Annotated in this window: 16 protein-coding genes and 1 tRNA gene; 6 read left to right on the top strand and 11 right to left on the bottom strand. The window is 69.6% G+C overall.

The window, feature by feature from the left end; all coding sequences use genetic code 11:
- Positions 1 to 10: 10 nt before the first annotated feature.
- From HUS56_RS12130 to HUS56_RS12120, 3 genes are all read right to left on the bottom strand, one after another.
- A complete protein-coding gene (locus HUS56_RS12130; RefSeq protein ID WP_173923661.1) occupies positions 11 to 898 on the bottom strand; it encodes an aminodeoxychorismate lyase in 888 nt (295 codons plus the stop codon).
- A 192-nt stretch (positions 899 to 1,090) separates the two neighbouring features.
- Entirely contained in the window at positions 1,091 to 1,729 is a 639-nt protein-coding gene (locus tag HUS56_RS12125) for a DNA-directed RNA polymerase subunit beta (RefSeq protein ID WP_173923660.1), read from the bottom strand.
- Between the two features lie 94 nt (positions 1,730 to 1,823).
- A complete protein-coding gene (locus HUS56_RS12120) occupies positions 1,824 to 2,294 on the bottom strand; it encodes a hypothetical protein (RefSeq protein WP_173923659.1) in 471 nt (156 codons plus the stop codon).
- A 6-nt stretch (positions 2,295 to 2,300) separates the two neighbouring features.
- Here HUS56_RS12120 and HUS56_RS12115 point away from each other — a divergent pair.
- Positions 2,301 to 2,372 (top strand) — tRNA-Lys (locus tag HUS56_RS12115).
- Positions 2,373 to 2,959: 587 nt separating this feature from the next.
- On the opposite strand, the gene HUS56_RS12110 is transcribed toward HUS56_RS12115, so the two are convergent.
- Positions 2,960 to 4,000, bottom strand: coding sequence for an LLM class F420-dependent oxidoreductase (locus tag HUS56_RS12110; RefSeq protein WP_173923658.1), 1,041 nt, complete (start codon positions 3,998 to 4,000; stop codon positions 2,960 to 2,962).
- A gap of 210 nt (positions 4,001 to 4,210) precedes the next feature.
- Between HUS56_RS12110 and HUS56_RS12105 the strand changes: the two genes are divergently transcribed.
- The gene (locus HUS56_RS12105; protein WP_173923657.1) at positions 4,211 to 5,383 is read left to right on the top strand and encodes a MarP family serine protease; all 1,173 of its coding nucleotides are present in this window, start codon (positions 4,211 to 4,213) and stop codon (positions 5,381 to 5,383) included.
- Positions 5,384 to 5,386: 3 nt separating this feature from the next.
- Here HUS56_RS12105 and HUS56_RS12100 read toward each other — a convergent pair whose 3' ends face one another.
- Entirely contained in the window at positions 5,387 to 6,319 is a 933-nt protein-coding gene (locus tag HUS56_RS12100) for an aldose 1-epimerase family protein (RefSeq protein WP_173923656.1), read from the bottom strand.
- Between the two features lie 83 nt (positions 6,320 to 6,402).
- Between HUS56_RS12100 and galT the strand changes: the two genes are divergently transcribed.
- Together galT and galK are read left to right on the top strand one after the other, a co-directional pair.
- On the top strand, positions 6,403 to 7,521 hold the full coding sequence (gene galT, locus HUS56_RS12095) for a galactose-1-phosphate uridylyltransferase (protein WP_371808311.1): 1,119 nt from the start codon (positions 6,403 to 6,405) through the stop codon (positions 7,519 to 7,521).
- Positions 7,518 to 8,675: a galactokinase gene (galK, locus tag HUS56_RS12090; RefSeq protein ID WP_173923655.1), complete on the top strand. Its 1,158-nt coding sequence runs from the start codon at positions 7,518 to 7,520 to the stop codon at positions 8,673 to 8,675. The genes galT and galK overlap by 4 nt, the downstream gene beginning before the upstream one ends.
- On the opposite strand, the gene HUS56_RS12085 is transcribed toward galK, so the two are convergent.
- On the bottom strand, positions 8,676 to 9,179 hold the full coding sequence (locus tag HUS56_RS12085) for a YbaK/EbsC family protein (RefSeq protein ID WP_173923654.1): 504 nt from the start codon (positions 9,177 to 9,179) through the stop codon (positions 8,676 to 8,678).
- Positions 9,180 to 9,271: 92 nt separating this feature from the next.
- Between HUS56_RS12085 and HUS56_RS12080 the strand changes: the two genes are divergently transcribed.
- Entirely contained in the window at positions 9,272 to 10,588 is a 1,317-nt protein-coding gene (locus HUS56_RS12080) for an APC family permease (RefSeq protein ID WP_254431421.1), read from the top strand.
- The gene (locus HUS56_RS12075) at positions 10,585 to 11,121 is read left to right on the top strand and encodes a gamma carbonic anhydrase family protein (RefSeq protein ID WP_173923653.1); all 537 of its coding nucleotides are present in this window, start codon (positions 10,585 to 10,587) and stop codon (positions 11,119 to 11,121) included. Before HUS56_RS12080 ends, HUS56_RS12075 begins: the two co-directional genes overlap by 4 nt.
- 72 nt (positions 11,122 to 11,193) lie before the next feature.
- On the opposite strand, the gene HUS56_RS12070 is transcribed toward HUS56_RS12075, so the two are convergent.
- The 5 genes from HUS56_RS12070 to HUS56_RS12050 form a co-directional block, all read right to left on the bottom strand.
- Positions 11,194 to 12,081 (bottom strand): bifunctional methylenetetrahydrofolate dehydrogenase/methenyltetrahydrofolate cyclohydrolase, encoded by an 888-nt coding sequence (locus tag HUS56_RS12070; protein WP_173923652.1) that lies wholly within the window; start codon positions 12,079 to 12,081, stop codon positions 11,194 to 11,196.
- Between the two features lie 10 nt (positions 12,082 to 12,091).
- Positions 12,092 to 13,384, bottom strand: coding sequence for a serine hydroxymethyltransferase (gene glyA, locus HUS56_RS12065; RefSeq protein ID WP_305792491.1), 1,293 nt, complete (start codon positions 13,382 to 13,384; stop codon positions 12,092 to 12,094).
- Between the two features lie 189 nt (positions 13,385 to 13,573).
- Positions 13,574 to 14,482, bottom strand: coding sequence for a carbohydrate ABC transporter permease (locus tag HUS56_RS12060; RefSeq protein WP_254431420.1), 909 nt, complete (start codon positions 14,480 to 14,482; stop codon positions 13,574 to 13,576).
- 3 nt (positions 14,483 to 14,485) lie between these two features.
- Complete coding sequence (locus HUS56_RS12055; RefSeq protein ID WP_173923650.1) at positions 14,486 to 15,457, bottom strand: carbohydrate ABC transporter permease; 972 nt, start codon at positions 15,455 to 15,457, stop codon at positions 14,486 to 14,488.
- A 53-nt stretch (positions 15,458 to 15,510) separates the two neighbouring features.
- Complete coding sequence (locus HUS56_RS12050; RefSeq protein WP_173923649.1) at positions 15,511 to 16,758, bottom strand: extracellular solute-binding protein; 1,248 nt, start codon at positions 16,756 to 16,758, stop codon at positions 15,511 to 15,513.
- Between the last annotated feature and the right edge of the window lie 225 nt (positions 16,759 to 16,983).

Below are 16,983 nucleotides of genomic sequence, written 5' to 3'. Positions count from 1 at the left end.
CGAAAAGAACTCAGTCCCTGGGGCTCAGCAGGTACTCGTTGAGTGCACGGGTCTCGGCAGGATCCGACGGCATGCCGCGCCCATCGAGTTCGGTGATGCTCACGGCGAGCCGAACGCTCGACACCAGCCACGCGGCATCCGCTCGCTCGAGGTCGGCGACCGGGATGTCGCGGTACTCGGTGCTCCGCCCGGTGGAGGCGAGGTGCTCGAAGAGGCTCAGCTGGGTCGTGCCGTGCAGGATCGCGCCACTCGGCGCCGGCGTCGACCAGGTGTCGCCGTGGCGGAGGATCACGCTCGACGTGGGCCCCTCCATCACGTAGCCGTCGCTGGTGACGAAGACGGCGTCGTCGGCACCGCGCCGCTTCGCCTCGCGGAGGGCCGCCATGTTCACGGCGTAGCTGAGCGTCTTGGCGCCCAGCAGGAGCCAGGGTGCCCGTTCGGCCGTGCCGCGGGCGTAGCCGCGGTCGAGCGTCGCGACCCGCACGCCGCGCTCGCGGACCCGCGTGAAGTCGGCGGCGGGAGCGACGTGGAGCCACGCCGTCGGGGCCGGTCCGTGTTCGACGCCACGGCTGAGGACGAGTTTCAGCGCGAACTCGCCCGTCGAGGGGATGCCGTCGACGGCCCGGGCGATCGCGGCCTCCCACTGACGCAGGTTCGGCTCGGGCAGCTCGCAGATGCGCGCGGAATTGCGCAGGCGCTCGAGGTGCGGCCGGGCCTCCTGGGCATGGCCGTCGACGACGCCGATGGTCTCGAAGATGCCGTCTCCGCGCTGCGTCGAGAGCTCACCCACTCGAAGGGCCGGCGCTGAGGCGTCGACCTCGCGGAACGTGCCGTCGACCGGCGTGTCGTAGTCATCGGCGGGCAGCGGCTCGATCAGGAGCGTGACGGTATCGGGCATCCTTCGATGCTACGCGGCACGGTGCAGGCGACCGCACATGGCAGCAGGACATGAATGTACCGGGCCGCAGAACGCCTCTCGGCGCGAGGCCGCTCGAAGCGGCAAATGTTGGAGCCCGGGGTTACTGCGGCCCGGCACACCAAGTCTAAACGAGGCGGACAAGCAGAACATTCCCGCCGGCTCCGGCGGGATTCAATCGAGGCTGTCTCGGCGCCACAGCCTCGCGCAGGAGGCGAACTCGTCGGCAAGCTGCGTCAGGCGCAGTGCGCGCTGCGTCAACTCGGTGGAGCGCCCTGGATGCGCGGCATCCGCGGCATCGGCGTCGTCGGCGAGGCTGGCGGAGCCGGCTGCGACGACCCTCGCGAACGCGGCGGCACGCTCGAGGGCGACCGCGAAGTCACCCGCGAACAGGCCCTGGAGGATGCGGTCCGCGAGATCCTGCACCTCGGCGGGTCCGGCAGGGATCGGCGCACCCGCGACGATCTGGTCGATGGTGTGCGACACCTCCGTGCCCCGCTGGAATCCAAGGCTCACGCCGAACGGATCCTGGCGGATCAGGGCGCGCAGCAGGTACACGCGCCACAGCGCGCCCGGCAGGCTCTTGGCGGACGCCTGCGACCAGAGCTCGGCGATCGCATCGATGCCGTGCTCGTCGGTGTACCGGACGAGTCTTGCGACGACCTCGGGGTCGGGATCGGAACGGACACGGGAGAGGATCGCCGACGCGGTGTCGTGGGCGACACGACTGAGGTGCGCCGGGTCCTCAGCGCCGACGAACCCCTCGAACATGCCGGGAGGGAATCGGGTCGGGCGGTGGTATTCGGAAGCCATCGCGGCAAGGGTACTCCTCGGCGCTGGGCGGCATCTGATCGGCGATGCGCCAGCCCCCGTCGACACCGGATGGGGGCTCCGAACTGGTCCGCGATCAGTCCGCGTCATCCGATCGCTTCATGAGCGCCGACCGCCAGTTCGTCCCCATGCGCTCGTACGTGACTTTCGCGTGACAATTGCGACATCGAACGTCGCACATCGCGATCTCCCTCATGACACGCTCGAGCGAGTAGCCATCTTGGACGAGCTTCATGACCTCGGCGGATTTCTCGACCTCGGGTCGGTGATCGAAGTCGAGCACTCGGAGGTCACCCTCCCCGCAGTCGACGCAGGGATTCACGCTCAAGTACTGTCCGATGGCCTCCAGTGTGGCACGACGAATGACCGCCTTGCGCGCCATGATCACGCGGATGTGAGCCTCGCGGTTCTTCGCGTAGTATCGGCGTGCCTTTGCTCGGTTGCACGCCTTGCAGATGTTCTGGAGTCCATCCCACGAGGCGCGCCGGACGTTGAACTCGACCGTTGGCTTAGACTGCTGGCAGGCGGAGCAATGCTTCGTCGTCATGTTGACGCCCCCGTAGCTCAGAGGCAGAGCAGCTGACTTTTAATCAGCGGGTCGGGATTTCGAAACTCCCCGGGGGCACTGCGTTTCGTCGCCAGGGGGCGTTCTCGCCGGTCGGGTGCCGCCACTTCACGCAACTCCGATTTCTCCTCGTCGTGGGAACGCCGTACGACCAACCTATTTCCGGCCACCGACATTCATGCCATTGGTCGGCGGCGGTCGTCTGCACATTTCGCGCGCGAAGTCAAGGCCCTGTCTGGGCGTCATGGCCACGCGTACAACAGGATGACCGGGTTGAAAGAGACCCGATCGGTGGGCCGGCCTCTCGGAGCAGCGCAATCGACCACGCGCATCCCAGGACGCGACGAGCGGGCCGGCCCCATCTCAGTCCCGGGGTGCCTCCCCCTGTACCCCGGGTACTGCTCTGCCTGGCACCGCCGACGGGGTTCGAGCCGTGACGCCACGCGTCGAGCTCGAACGATCCCGTGTCGGCGGCTCCTCCCCAGGTTCCCCTTCCTGCACACCCTCATGCAGGTGATCTCACGCTAGACCGGGCGGGTCGACCGCACCAGCACCCTTCCGTCCCCCGTTGTGGGGCGAATCGGCCGGCGATGTCCCCCGGGCAGGAGCGACAGGCCTGGCGGCGTCGCTCGCGCGTGCGACCGGAATCAGCCCACCATCGCGCGGAACGCCGACATGAGGGCCACGCGCTCGGCCGAATCACGCGCGAGTGGCGTGACGGTGAGCGTCGAGACCCCGGCGTCGCGGAATGCGGCGATGCGCTCGGCGACCTCGGATGCGGGGCCGATCAGCGAGATCGCACGCACCAACTCATCGGGTACCGCCGCGATCGCCTCCTCCTTGCGTCCGTCGAGGTAGAGGTCCTGGATACGCCGAGCCTCGGACTCGAACCCGTAGCGGCCGATGAGATCGTTGTAGAAGTTCCTGCCGCGCGCGCCCATGCCTCCGACATAGAGCGCGAGCTGGGGCTTCACGAGCGGCATGACCGCCTCAGGCCGGTCGGTGATGGCGAGCGCGGGACTGGCGATGACGTCGAGCGTTCCGAGCTCGGGTGCTCGCTTCGCCGTTCCCGCAGCAAGGGCATCGCCCCACACGGCGGCGGCGCGTTCGGGGTGGAAGAACATCGGCATCCATCCGTCGGCGATCTCCGCTGTCTGCTCGACGGACTTCGGACCGAGCGAGGCGATCGTGATGGGGATGCGTTCCCGCACAGGATGGTTGATGAGCTTGAGCGGCTTGCCGAGCCCCGTGCCCTCCGCTGCCGGCAGCGGGATGCGGTACTGCTTCCCCTGGTGCACGACAGGCTCGCGTCGCCACGTCATGCGGCAGATCTCGACGAGCTCCCGAGTGCGCCCGAGGGGCGCGTCGTAGCGCACCCCGTGAAATCCTTCGATGACCTGCGGCCCGGATGCCCCGATCCCGAGTTCGAAGCGGCCGCCCGACACGTAGTCCAGGCCTGCGGCGGTCATCGCCGTCAGCGAGGGCGTTCGGGTGTACAGCTGCAGGATGCCCGAGGCGAGCGTGATCCTCGACGTTCGCGCGGCGAGGAACCCGAGTTGGCTGACGGCGTCGAACGAGTACGCCTCGGGCACCGCGATGAGGTCCACCCCGGCGCGCTCGAGCTCGGCGACCTCGTCGGCGACCTCACGGAAGCCTCCCGCATAGTTCAGGAACATGCCGACGCGCATCCGTCGCTCCTCATCGTGTGGTGTGGCGCCTCGCCGCCCGCGGGCTCCTCAGACCCTAACCGACCGCCGCGGTACGACTCAGGCGATTGTGCCCCATCGACGAGCGAGTGGCGACTGGAGACCACGGCTTTGGTGCTCGCAGCAGTCTCCGAGCCGGATGCCGCAGTCTGGAGGTTCACCACCCGCGACCCGAGAACGGACGGAGCCGACATGGGATGGAGCCTGCTGCTCGACATCCTCCTCGTGCTCGTCTTCATCGGGGCTCTCGTGAACGGGTACCGGGCGGGACTGCTCCGCACGGCCGCGGGGCTCATCGGGCTCGTGCTCGGCGGCATCGCCTCGTATTTCGTGATGCCCTGGATCGCGGGCCTCATTCCCGTGCCGGGGTGGCGGGCCCCTGCGGCCATCGCCGTGGCCATCGTGCTCCTCTGCCTCGGCGCGTGGCTCGGGGCGATCGTGGGGCGTGCGCTCCGGCGCGGGGCGAACGCCGTCAAGCTGGGTGTCCTCGACCGTGTGCTGGGCGCCATCGGCAACGTCATCGTGACCGCGTTCGTCGTGGCCCTCGTCGCCTCGGGCGTCTCCGCGATGGGCGTACCGGTGCTGTCGCCGGCGGTGGCGGGATCGCGAGTGCTGGGCGCACTGGATGCCGTCACTCCCCCACCCGCCCGAAGCCTCCTCGCCGAGCTCCGTGCCGTCACGCTCGGGCAGGGGATTCCCTGGCTCGTCGAGGTCATCGGAGGCCCGACGGAGGCGCCCGAGCTGCCCGCAGGCGTCGACGGCGAGCGCCTTGCCGCTGCCGCGGCATCCGTCGTTCGCATCACCGGAACGGCATACCAGTGCGGCACGAACCTCTCGGGCAGCGGGTTCGTCGTGGCCGAGGATCGCATCGTGACGAACGCGCACGTCGTGGCCGGCGTCACCGAGCCGATCGTGGAGGCGCCGGGGCAGCCCCCCGTGTCGGGGCAGGTCGTCGCGTTCGATGCGGAGAACGACCTCGCGCTGATCGCGGTCACGGGACTCGAGACACCGCCACTCGCGATCGCGGATGCGACATCCGGTGCCGACGTCGCCGTCGCCGGCTATCCGTTCGGCGGACCGTTCGAGCTGCGGCCCGGACGCGTGATCACGGTCGGGCCCCTCACGATCCAGGAGGGTGGTCGCAGCTCGACCCGCGACGTCATGACCCTCGCCGCCGATGTCGACCACGGCAACTCGGGCGGGCCGGTGCTCACCGGAGACGGCGCGGTCGGCGGGGTCGTGTTCGCGAAGTCCGACTCGGTCGCCAACGTCGGCTACGCCATCCCGATCGCGACGCTGTCACCACTGGCCCAGTCGGCGCCGACATTGGCATCGGCGGTCGACTCGGGGTCGTGCGTCGGATGATGCTCAGTCCGCGCTGAACCCCTCGAAGCGGATGCCCCACGACAGCTCCAACTGCTCGCCCGGGTCGAGCCACCGCAGGCCGCGTCCGTTGTTGAACGCATCGGCCGGCGCGGTCATGGGCTCGACCGCGATCGCCACCTCGCCGTCTTCGCCGGGGAACGTGCGAGTCGTGAACACCTGCACGTACTCGAACTGCTCGTCGGCCCAGATCGACACCGTGCGACCGTCGGGAGCGGTCAGCGTGTGCAGCACCCGCCCGTCGCTGCTCGCGATCTCGCCGAATGCGTCGTCGAGCTCGAGGTCACCGACGCGGCGCCCCTCGCGGAAGTCCCATTCGGTGCCGTCCACGGGTACCTCGCCGGTGGGCAGCATGCGTTCGTCGACCTCGATGTGGCTCGCGGCGTCGAGCCGCAGCGTCAGGTCGGCGGTCGGGACGTCGCCGATCTTCAGGAAGGGGTGCGCACCGATCGCCACCGGAGCAGCTTCGGCGCCGAGGGTCTCGACGAAGTGCGTGACCTGCAGCCCGTCGGAGACGAGTTCGTAGTGCACCGCGGTGCCCAGGAGGAACGGATACCCCAGCTGCGGGTAGATCGTTGCCGAGAGGGTGACCGAGTCGCGCTCCCGACTCGTCGGCGTGTACTCGGTGTAGCGCAGCAGGCCGTGGATCGCGGTGTTCCGCGACGGCTCCGTGATGGCCAGCTGGCGCTCGACGTCGTCGTGGAGCCAGACGCCGTCGCGGATGCGGTTGGGCCACGGCACGAGCACGATGCCGGCGGCGCTCGGCTGCGGCTGGTCCTCGGGGTAGACCGGAACGAGGTCGATGCCGTTGATGCTGAGGGTGCGGATGCCGGCGGCCACCGCCGTGATCGTCGCCGTGAGGTCGCCGCTGGCCGTCGACGTCTCCAAGACGAAGTGCTCGCCCGTCGGATGAGTCATGGATCCCACTCTAGGGTCTCGGGTGACCCGCATCCCGGGCCCTGCATGCGTGTGGAACCGCGTATCGTGGCGGCGTGCACGTCATCGACCCGCGCATCGCCGTTCGTGCCGGCCGGCTGGCCGACGGTCGAGAGCTGATCTACTTCGACGATGTCGACACGATGCTGACGGCGGAACGCCGCGTGGACGCTCGTACGCTCGACCCGCGACCGCCGACCGCGGAGATGCGGCAGGATCCCCTCACCCGCGACTGGATCTCGATCGCCACCGCCCGGCAGCACCGCGTGCACCTGCCTCCGGCCGATCGCGACCCCCTCGCGCCGCAGGGCCCCGACAACCCGTCGGAGGTCCCGAGCGACTACGACGTGGTCGTGTTCGAGAACCGCTCCCCGTCGTTCGGTCCGGGGCTCGCAGGTCCGGATGCCGCGAACGGCGACGAGTCGGGGTCGGTTCACCGAGTCGGACTGGAGCGGGTCCGGCCGTCGATCGGCAGGTGCGAGGTCGTCTGCTTCAGTCCCGAGCACGAGGGCTCGTTCGGCACCCTGACCCCCTCGCGCGCCCGCACCGTCATCGAGGCGTGGGCGCAACGCACGGCGGCCCTGTCGGAGCTGCCGGGGGTGGAGCAGGTGTTCCCCTTCGAGAATCGCGGCGCCGAGATCGGGGTGACGCTCCACCACCCGCACGGCCAGATCTACGCCTATCCCTACGTCACGCCGCGCACGCAGCGCCTGCTCGCCTCGATCGACGACTACGGACCGTCGCTCATGGCCGACATCCTCGAGAACGAGCGCCACGGACCACGCGTCCTGGTCGTGGGTGAGCACTGGACCGCGTTCGTCCCCTTCGCCGCTCGGTGGCCGATCGAGGTGCACGTGCTCCCTCATCGGCAGGTACCCGACTTCGCCGAGACGACCCTCGCCGAGCGCGACGAACTCGCCTCCCTGTACCTGCGACTCCTGCGCGCAGTCGACCGGCTGTACGAGACTCCCACTCCGTACATCGCGGCGTGGCACCAGGCGCCCGTGCACGAACGGCGCGACGACGTGCGGCTCATGCTGCAGCTCATGAGTCCCCGCCGGTCTGCAGGCAGGCTCAAGTACCTCGCCGGATCGGAGGCCGGGATGGGGGCGTGGATCGGTGACGTCGCTCCCGAAGCGCAAGCCGAAGCCTTGCGCGCCGCACTCGAGGAGGTCACGGTGTGAGCGAGATCGATGACGCGTCGGGTGGGTTCGCCGAACGCTACGGTTCCCGAGCAGAGGGAGTGTGGTCGGCGCCCGGTCGCGTGAACCTCATCGGGGAGCACACCGACTACAACGACGGGTTCGTGTTGCCCTTCGCGATCGACCGCCGCACGGCGGTGGCCCTCGGCGACCGTGACGACCGCGTCATCCGTGTCGCATCGACCATCGAGTCGGATGCCGCGGAGGTCGCGCTGGACGCGCTCACGCCCGACGCGGTCGACGGCTGGGCGGCGTACCCGCTGGGTGTCGCGTGGGCGCCCGGCGAGTTCGGCGCCGGCCTGTCGGGCGTCGGCGGCGTCGACCTGGCCATCGCGAGCACGGTGCCCATCGGCGCGGGGTTGTCGTCGTCAGCGGCGATCGTGTGCGCCGTCGCCCTCGCTCTCGACGAGCACTGGCGACTCGGCTTCGACCGGCCGACGCTCGCCAAGGTCGGGCGGCTCGCGGAGAATCGCGCGGCGGGTGCGCCGACCGGCATCATGGACCAGATGGCGGCGTTGTCGGGTGAAGCAGAACACGCGGTGTTCCTCGACTGCAGGAGGCTCGAGGCCGACCTCGTCCCGCTGGGCTTCGAGGCCGCCGGGCTGTCGCTCCTGGTCATCGACACGCGCGTCGCGCACGAGCACGCGGCGAACGGATATGCCGAGCGGCGGGCGTCGTGCGAGGCCGGCGCCCGGACCCTCGGGGTCGAGTCGCTCCGCGAGGTGCGCGTCGACGACCTGCCGCGCGCGCAGGCGCTCCTCGACGACGAGAGCTTCCGGCGGGTGCGTCACGTGGTGACCGAGAACCGGCGAGTACTCGACACCGTGCGGGCACTCCGCGAGCACGGTCCGAGCGCGATCGGGCCCTTCCTCGACGCCTCGCACGCATCGCTGCGCGACGACTTCGAGGTGTCCGTCCCCGAGCTCGATCTGGCTGTCGCCACCGCGCAGGCGAATGGTGCGATCGGCGCCCGCATGACCGGAGGCGGCTTCGGCGGCGCGGCGATCGCGCTGATGATCGACCCATTGGTGCCGGTGGTGGCGCGTGAGGTCGCGGCCGCGTTCGCCGAGCAGGGCTACCGCGAGCCGACCGTCTTCACCGTCAGGCCGAGCGAGGGCGCCCGGCGCGATCTCTGATCACGCGGGCTGCTTCGGTTCGACCGGGCGGGGCGTGCCGCCGGTGATGCGCACCAGCTCATCGAACGTGGTCGGGAAGACCGTCTTCGCGTGTCCGGCCGCAGCCCACACCTCGTCGTAGGCGGCGAGGTCGACATCGACGATGGTGCGCACCGGTGCGGTATGTCCGACCGGGGCGACGCCGCCGATGACCTGCCCGGTCGCCTGCTTCACGGTCTCCTTCGACGCCCGACGGATGACGCCGCCGAGCTCGGCGCCGAGCCACTCCGTGTCGACGCGGTGCGCGCCCGACGTGAGCACGAGGATCGGCTCGTCGTCGAGCGTGAACACGAGCGAGTTCGCGATCTGCCCGACCTCGACGCCGAGCGCTTCGGCCGCGAGCTGGGCCGTCGTGACGGCGTCGTCGAACCAGACGATCCGCGGCGTGAGCCCCTGCTCAGCGAGGGCGGCGGCGACGCGGTCGACCGAGGGGTGGGAGAGCGAGGAACGAGGGGTCGAGGTCATCCTCCGATCCTACGGACACCGCAGATCCCGCGAATCGCGCTGCTGCGACATCCGGACACGTCGACGACCCCCGCGTGGCGTAGGGTGCGACCGTGACCGACGACTCCGTGCCACCCCCTCCGGGTCGCCTCGCGAGACGACTGAACCTCGGCGACGCCGTGGCGATCGGGCTCGCCGCGATGGTGGGAGCCGGCGTCTTCGCCGTGTGGGCGCCGGCCGCGCAGGCGGCCGGCGCCGGACTGCTCATCGGCCTCGCCGTCGCCGCATTCGTCGCCTTCGCGAATGCCGGCTCGACCGCGCAGCTGGCGGTGCAGCATCCCGAATCGGGCGGCGCCTACCGCTACGGCCGCGAGCGGCTCGGCCCGTGGCCGGGCTTCCTCGCGGGCTGGTCGTTCGTCATCGGCAAGACGGCGAGCTGCGCCGCGATGGCCCTCACCGCGGCCGCCTACCTCGTGCCGGCCGATTGGCAGCGGCCGGTCGCGATCGCCGCCGTGATCGTACTCGTGGGCGTGAACCTGCTCGGCGTCACGCGCACCGCTCGCGTCGGTGCCGCGCTGGTCACCGCCGTGATCGTGGTGCTCGGGATCGTGGTGGTCGCCGGCCTCGTCGCCGCGTCCGGCGGCGGCAGTGCCGCTCTCGGCACGACGACCGGCGATTCCCCGGTGGCGCCGTACACGGCCGGCATCCCGGAAATCCTCTACGGCATCCTGCAGTCCGCCGGGCTGCTGTTCTTCGCGTTCGCCGGCTATGCGCGCATCGCGACCCTCGGCGAGGAGGTGCGGCATCCGGCGCGGACGATCCCACGGGCGATCGGCCTGGCCTTCCTCATCGTCGTGGTGATCTACGCGGCGGTCGGCTCCGCGGCACTCGTCACGCTCGGGCCGAGTCTGCTCGCGGCATCCGTCGCACCGCTCGTCGAGGTCGTCTCCGCCGCGGGATGGGGCTGGGCCGAGCCGGTCGTGCGCATCGCCGCGGGCGTGGCGGCGCTCGGGTCGCTGCTCGTGCTCATCGCCGGCATCGCCCGCACGGCGCTCGCGATGGCGCGTGACGACGAACTCCCCCGACGGCTGGCGTCGGTGCATCCGCGGTCGCAGGTCCCGCATGTCGCCGAGATCGCAGCCGGCGCGGCGATCATCGTGCTCGTGCTCGTCGCCGACCTGCGGGGAGCGATCGGGTTCTCGTCGTTCGGCGTGCTGCTCTACTACTTCGTGGCGAACTCGGCGGCGGTGACGCAGCCGCAGGCCGAGCGGCGAGTTCCGAGATGGCTGTCGATCGCCGGCGCGGTCGGATGCCTCGTGCTGGTGGTGACCCTGCCGCCGCAGTCGATCGTGGCCGGCGTCATCGTGCTCGCCGCCGGGGCGGTGTACCGACTGGTGAACATCGCCGTGCATCGTAGGCTGACGTCATGAGCGCAGATCCCTCGGCCCGCATCATCACCATCGCCGGAATCCCGGCCCCGGTCGTCGACGACGATGCGTTCGTCGCAGCAGGCGCCGTCATCGTCGGCGACGTGCGGCTCTCGCCCCGGTCGAGCGTCTGGTACAACGCGGTGCTTCGTGCCGAGGCCGAGCCGATCGTGCTCGGCGAGGAGTCCAACCTGCAGGACACGGTGGTGTGCCACGTCGATGGCGGGTATCCGCTCACGGTCGGCCGGCGGGTCTCGGTGGGCCATGGCGCGGTGCTGCACGGCTGCACCGTCGAGGACGACTGCCTCATCGGCATGGGCGCGAGGGTGCTGAACGGCGCCGTGATCGGCGCGGGCTCGCTCGTCGCCGCCGGAGCCGTCGTGCTCGAGGGCACGGTCGTGCCGCCGGGCTCGCTCGTCGCCGGGGTCCCGGGCAAGGTGCGACGCGAGCTCAGCGACGACGAGCGGGCGGGCATCCGCCGCAACGCCGACGCGTACCTCAGGCACGTCGAGGAGCACACCGCGCCGGTCGATTGACGCGGGTGCCCGATCGACGCGTTCGGCGGCATTCGCTTCCCCACGCCGGGCGCACGGAGCGCCGGACGGGTCTCAGCGGTCGCCGAGCGTCAGCTCCGCCGCCTTCACCACGTTGGCCAGCAGCATCGCCCTGGTCATCGGGCCGACGCCGCCGGGGTTCGGCGACAGGTGACCGGCGACCTCCGCGACCCGCGGGTCGACGTCACCCGTGAGCCGCCCCTTGCCAGAGTCCTCGTCTTCGACGCGCGTGATGCCCACGTCGAGCACGGCGGCCCCGGGCTTGATCCAATCGTGCCGCACCAGGTGCGGCACGCCCACGGCCGCGACGACGATGTCTGCGCGGCGCACCTCGGCGGCGAGGTCCTCGGTACGCGAGTGCGTGAGCGTCACCGTGGCATCCAGTCCCTTGCGGGTGAAGAGCAGCCCGAGCGGGCGGCCCACCGTGAGCCCGCGCCCGATCACCGTCACGTGACGTCCGCGGATGGGCACCTCGTAGCGGCGGAGCATCTCGACGATCCCCGCGGGCGTGCACGGCAGGGGCGAGTGCAGCTCGCCCTCGATGCCGAGCACGAGGCGGCCGAGGTTCGTCGGATGCAGGCCGTCGGCGTCTTTATCGGGATCGATGAGCTCGAGCATCGCGTTCTCGTCGTGCCCGGGCGGCAGCGGCAGCTGCACGATGTACCCGGTGACCTCTGGTGCCGCGTTGAGGTCGCGGATCGCGGCGCGCACGTCATGCGTCGTCGCCGAAGCGGGCAGGTCGACGCGGATCGACTCGATGCCCACCTCGGCGCAGTCGCGGTGCTTGCCGGCCACGTACGACTGCGAGCCCGGGTCGTCGCCCACGAGCAACGTGCCGAGGCCGGGAACCACGCCGTGCGCCCGGAGGTGCGCGATGCGCGAGGCGAGCTCCTGCTTCACGGCCGACGCGGTGGCGACGCCGTCGAGCGTGATCGCAGCCATCGAGCGGGCCCTACTGCTCGAGGCCCGGGTAGAGCGGGAACGCCGCCGTCAGAGCTTCGACACGCGAGCGGAGCGCCGCGACATCCGCACGCCCTTGCAGCGCGAGCGCGATGATGTCGGCGACCTCGGTGAACTCGTCGTCGCCGAAGCCGCGAGTGGCGAGCGCCGGCGTGCCGATGCGCAGGCCCGACGTGACCATCGGCGGGCGCGGGTCGAACGGCACCGCGTTGCGGTTCACGGTGATGAGGGCGTCGTGCAGCAGGTCTTCGGCCTGCTGGCCGTCGATCGCCGAGTTGCGCAGGTCGGCGAGCACGAGGTGCACGTCGGTGCCGCCCGTCAGCACGTCGACGCCGGCCGCGCGCGAATCGTCGGCGTGCAGGCGCTCGGCGAGGATCTTCGCCCCGCGCAGCGTGCGCTCCTGACGATCCTTGAATTCGTCGGATGCCGCGATCTTGAACGCCGTGGCCTTGGCGGCGATGACGTGCATCAGCGGGCCGCCCTGCTGGCCCGGGAACACGTTCGAGTTGAGCTTCTTCGCGAGCTCGGAGTCGCGGGAGAGGATGAAGCCCGAACGCGGACCACCGATGGTCTTGTGCACGGTCGAGCTCACGACGTCGGCGTGCGGAACCGGATTGGGGTGGACCCCGGCTGCGACGAGACCCGCGAAGTGCGCCATGTCGACCCAGAGTTTCGCCCCGACCTCATCGGCGATCGCGCGGAATGCCGCGAAGTCGAGCTGCCGGGCGTATGCCGACCAGCCCGCGATGATGACCTGCGGCTTGTGCTCGAGCGCCTTGTCGCGCACGAGGTCCATGTCGACGAGGAAGCTCTCGGGGTTCACGCCGTAGGAGACGGCGTTGTAGAGCTTGCCCGAGAAGTTGAGCCGCATGCCATGCGTGAGGTGGCCGCCGTGTGCGAGCTCGAGGCCGAGGATGGTGTCGCCGGGGACCGCGATCGCCGAGAGCACGGCCGCATTGGCGGTGGCGCCCGAGTGCGGCTGCACGTTCGCGTACTCGGCGCCGAAGAGCGACTTCGCGCGCTCGATCGCGAGCGATTCGGCGATGTCGACGTACTCGCACCCGCCGTAGTAGCGACGGCCCGGGTAGCCCTCGGCGTACTTGTTCGTGAGCACGGAACCCTGCGACTGCAGCACCGAGACGGGAACGAAGTTCTCGCTCGCGATCATCTCGAGGTAGTCGCGCTGGCGCCCGAGCTCCTTCTCGAGCACTTCGGCGACCTCGGGGTCGACCTCGGAGAGGGGGGCGTTCAGCAACGACTGCTGGGTGGTGACGGACTCGGTCAAGACTGGCTCCTTCATGACTCACTGACCTGCGTGGATGCTGCCTCGCGCTCGTCAGCAGCGAGGTATGCGCACCGGCCCAGGCGAGCGGTCGGTCCGTGCCAGTCGCTCCCCGATGGTGACCATCTGAACGCCAGTCGCGACGATGGCAAGCATAGCAACGGATGCCGCGTGGCTGCGGCATCCGCCCGGCTACTTGACGCTGCCCGCGGTGAGTCCTCCGACGAGGCGCTTCTCGATGATCATGAAGAGCACGACCACGGGGATGATCGCCACGATCGAGACGCCGAACACGTAGTGCCAGCTCGTCTCGTACTGGCCGACGAACTTCGTGAGCGCGACCGAGAGCGGCTGGTTGCCGGCCGTCGACAGGATCACCAGTGACGCGGCGAACTCGTTCCAGCAGGCGACGAACGTGAACACGATCGCCGTCACGATGCCCGGCCACACGAGGGGCAGGTTGATCCGGAACAGCACCGTGAGGCGCCCGGCGCCGTCGATCTGGGCGGCCTCGTCGACCTCCTTCGGCACGCCGGCGAAGAAGGAGTGCATGATCCAGACCGCGAACGAGAGGTTGAACGCCGCGTTCACGAGGATCATCGCCGCCCAGGTGTCGATGATGCCGAAGGCCACGAACTGCCGGAACAGGCCCGACGTCAGCACCGCGGGCTGCAGCATCTGGGTGACGATCACGAGGAACAGGAACACCATGCGCCCGGGGAAGCGGAACCGGGCGGTGTAGTACGCCGCGGGAAGGGCGACGGCCAGCACGAGCAGGGTCGCGAAGACCGAGATGACGATCGTCGAGATGAGGTTCTGCACGAGGGGCGTCTCGGGCGTCGACCACATGTTGACGTAGTTCTCCCAATGCCACTCCGTGGGGAAGTAGGTGGGGTCGACGGAGCGGATCTGCGCCTTCGTCTTCACCGATCCGAAGAACATGATCGTGTACGGGAGGATGAACACGACGAGCACGATGAGGCCGGCGAGCATGCGCAGCAGCAGGCGGCCGACGGGCACCTGGTCCTCGGTGTAGCGACGTCGGCGAGCGGATGCCGCGGGCGGGGCGATCGTCTCGAATGCGGGGGCGGTGACGGCCACGGTTCAGACCTCTCGCATCGGCTTGACGACCTTCACGTACACCGCGACGATCACGATGACGATCAGGAAGGCGACGACCGAGAGCGCGCTCGCGACGTCGACCTTGTGCTGGTTCTGGATGTACTTGAAGATCATCGTCATGATCGTGTCGGCGTCGTAGCCGGGGATCGAGCCGGTCATGATCTTCAGGATCGGCAGCGAGTTGAACACGTTGATGATGTTGATGAGCACCGCGACGGAGAGCGCGCCGCGCAGCTGCGGGAGCACGACGCCGAAGTACGTTCGTGCGGGCCCGGCGCCGTCCATCTTCGCGGCCTCGAGCACGTCGGCCGGAACGGTCTGCAGGCCGGCGAGGATCGTGTACGTCGTGAACGGCAGCGAGACGAAGATCGCGATGACGATCGACCACGCGAACGCGGTCTCGGGGTTGCGGGTCCACCCGTAGCCCTCGGGCGTCTGGATGAGCCCCACGTCGACGAGGAACGTGTTGATGATGCCGAAGTAGGGCTCGAGGCCGTAGTAGACGACCATCGTCGTCATCACGACGGATGCCGCCCAGGGGATGATCACCGCGAGGCGCACGATGCGCCGGCCGGGGAACGCCTTGTTCAGGATCTGCGCGAGGCCGAGCGAGATGACGACGGTCACGCCGACGACCGCGACCACCCACACGATCGTGCGCAGGAAGATCGGCCAGAAATACGGGAACGTGAACACCTCGACGTAGTTGTCGAAGCCGACCGAGCCCTGGTCGAGGCCCGAGATCGAGATGTCGCGGGTCGAGTTGTAGAACATGAAGCCCGCCGGGAAGAGCACGATCGCGAAGATCAGCAGGACGGCGGGGGCGACCCAGGGAAGAGCGGCGACGAGGTCGCGTCCGCCGGGCTTGCGCTGGCGGACGGACGGCCCATCGGGGCGGGGGCGGCCCTCGGCCGCCCCCGCCCGGGTCGATGACGTATCGATCGTGGTGCTCATGGTGCGATGGTCACCGATCCCTCCGATGGTGCGTGCGTTCGGATGCCGCGAGACTAGCTCGCGTCGACCTGAGCCTGGATCTCGGTCAGGACCTCCTGCGCAGGCTTCGTCTGCAGCTGGCCGAACAGCGCCTTGAACGCGCCATCCGTCGCCTGCCACTTCGGGTTGGTGCTCGGGTAGAACTGCGCGTCGGGGAGCACCTCGAGGAAGGGCGCGAGCGCCTCCTCGTCGGACAGCTCCTCGGCACCCGACTTCGTGACGGGCAGGAAGCCCTCGGCCTGGACCCACGGCACGTACACGTCGGCCGAGTAGTAGTAGTCGAAGAACTTCGTGATCGCGTCCTGCTTGTCGCCGTCGTTCTGGAACGCCATGAGCTGGTCCATCACGCCGAGCGTGAAGGGGCTGCCGTCCTGCGTGGGGATCGGCACGATCGAGTAGTCCAGCTCGGGGTTGTTCTCCTCGATCTGCCCGACGGTTGGCGGAAGGCCCACCTGCATGCCGATCTTGCCCTGCACGAAGATGTCCATGAGCGGCGACCGGTCGGTGGAGCCCGCGTCGGCCTGGGTGGCGCCGGCGTCGATCATCTTCTTGATCTGCTCGGCACCCGGCAGGTTCGACGGGTCATCGACCGTGATGGCGTCGGCGTCGCCGAAGGTGCCGCCACCGCCCCACAGCCACACGGCCGCCTCGGCCTGCGCCTCCTCGGAGCCGAGCGGCATGCCGTAGCCGGCGACACCGCCGCCCAGCGCCGAGACCTTGGTCGCGGCGTCGAGCAGCTCATCCCACGTGGTGGGAGGGGCAGCGACGCCGGCCTGCTCGAGCAGGGCGTTGTTCACGAACAGCGCACGCGCGGAGGCGATGAGCGGCAGCGCGAACGCCGTGCCGTCGACCTCGGCATTCGCGATGAACGAATCCTGGAAGTCGCTGAAGGTCTCGGGCGAGGTGACCTCTTCGGCGGCGTAGAGCAGGCCGTCGGAGGCGAATCCGGCGAACGGTCCGCCGTTGTAGATGTCGGGGGCCTCGCCACCCTGGATCTTGGTCGTGATGACGGACTCGAGGTTGTCCCACGACTGCACCTCGAGGTTCACCTTGATGTCGGGGTTCTCCTCCTCGAAGCCGGCGATGACGTCCTCCCAGAGACCCTGGGTGTTGTCGGAGTAGCTCGGCACGAGCAGGTCGAGGGTGGTGCCGGATGCGTCGTCGCCACCGGACCCGCCGCCTCCGAAGCCGCAGGAGGCGAGCGTCAGCGAGGCGGTTGCCGCGAGGGCGACCGCGGCGCTGAGGCGCAGGGACTTCTTCATGAATGCTTCCTCACTCTGGGTGGATGGTGCACCGGGCGATGAGAAGCCTCGCGCGACGGTGCGTGCGATCGGGCCGCAGCGATCTTGACCGAGGTCAGAGTGCTGCTTCCTGACCGTTTCGCCGGATAAACGATCATCATCGTTCAGTCGACGCAGGAAATCTATGACGGATGCCCCGCGACCGTCAAGCTCGGATGAAGATCGTTATGCGAAGGTGCTCACCGC

The organism is Agromyces sp. Marseille-P2726, assembly GCF_902809835.1.
Classification (GTDB): Bacteria; Actinomycetota; Actinomycetes; order Actinomycetales; family Microbacteriaceae; genus Agromyces.
This window is presented reverse-complemented; position numbering and strand designations above follow the sequence as displayed.

What these genes read in the sequence shown, in the direction of transcription:
- HUS56_RS12075 (WP_173923653.1), top strand. Translation starts at nt 10,585, where the DNA reads ATGAGCGCAGATCCCTCGGCCCGCATCATCACCATCGCCGGAATCCCG.
- HUS56_RS12105 (WP_173923657.1), top strand. Translation starts at nt 4,211, where the DNA reads ATGGGATGGAGCCTGCTGCTCGACATCCTCCTCGTGCTCGTCTTCATC.
- HUS56_RS12130 (WP_173923661.1), bottom strand. Translation starts at nt 898, where the DNA reads ATGCCCGATACCGTCACGCTCCTGATCGAGCCGCTGCCCGCCGATGAC.
- HUS56_RS12110 (WP_173923658.1), bottom strand. Translation starts at nt 4,000, where the DNA reads ATGCGCGTCGGCATGTTCCTGAACTATGCGGGAGGCTTCCGTGAGGTC.
- HUS56_RS12055 (WP_173923650.1), bottom strand. Translation starts at nt 15,457, where the DNA reads ATGAGCACCACGATCGATACGTCATCGACCCGGGCGGGGGCGGCCGAG.
- HUS56_RS12050 (WP_173923649.1), bottom strand. Translation starts at nt 16,758, where the DNA reads ATGAAGAAGTCCCTGCGCCTCAGCGCCGCGGTCGCCCTCGCGGCAACC.
- HUS56_RS12125 (WP_173923660.1), bottom strand. Translation starts at nt 1,729, where the DNA reads ATGGCTTCCGAATACCACCGCCCGACCCGATTCCCTCCCGGCATGTTC.
- HUS56_RS12070 (WP_173923652.1), bottom strand. Translation starts at nt 12,081, where the DNA reads ATGGCTGCGATCACGCTCGACGGCGTCGCCACCGCGTCGGCCGTGAAG.
- HUS56_RS12085 (WP_173923654.1), bottom strand. Translation starts at nt 9,179, where the DNA reads ATGACCTCGACCCCTCGTTCCTCGCTCTCCCACCCCTCGGTCGACCGC.
- HUS56_RS12100 (WP_173923656.1), bottom strand. Translation starts at nt 6,319, where the DNA reads ATGACTCATCCGACGGGCGAGCACTTCGTCTTGGAGACGTCGACGGCC.
- HUS56_RS12120 (WP_173923659.1), bottom strand. Translation starts at nt 2,294, where the DNA reads ATGACGACGAAGCATTGCTCCGCCTGCCAGCAGTCTAAGCCAACGGTC.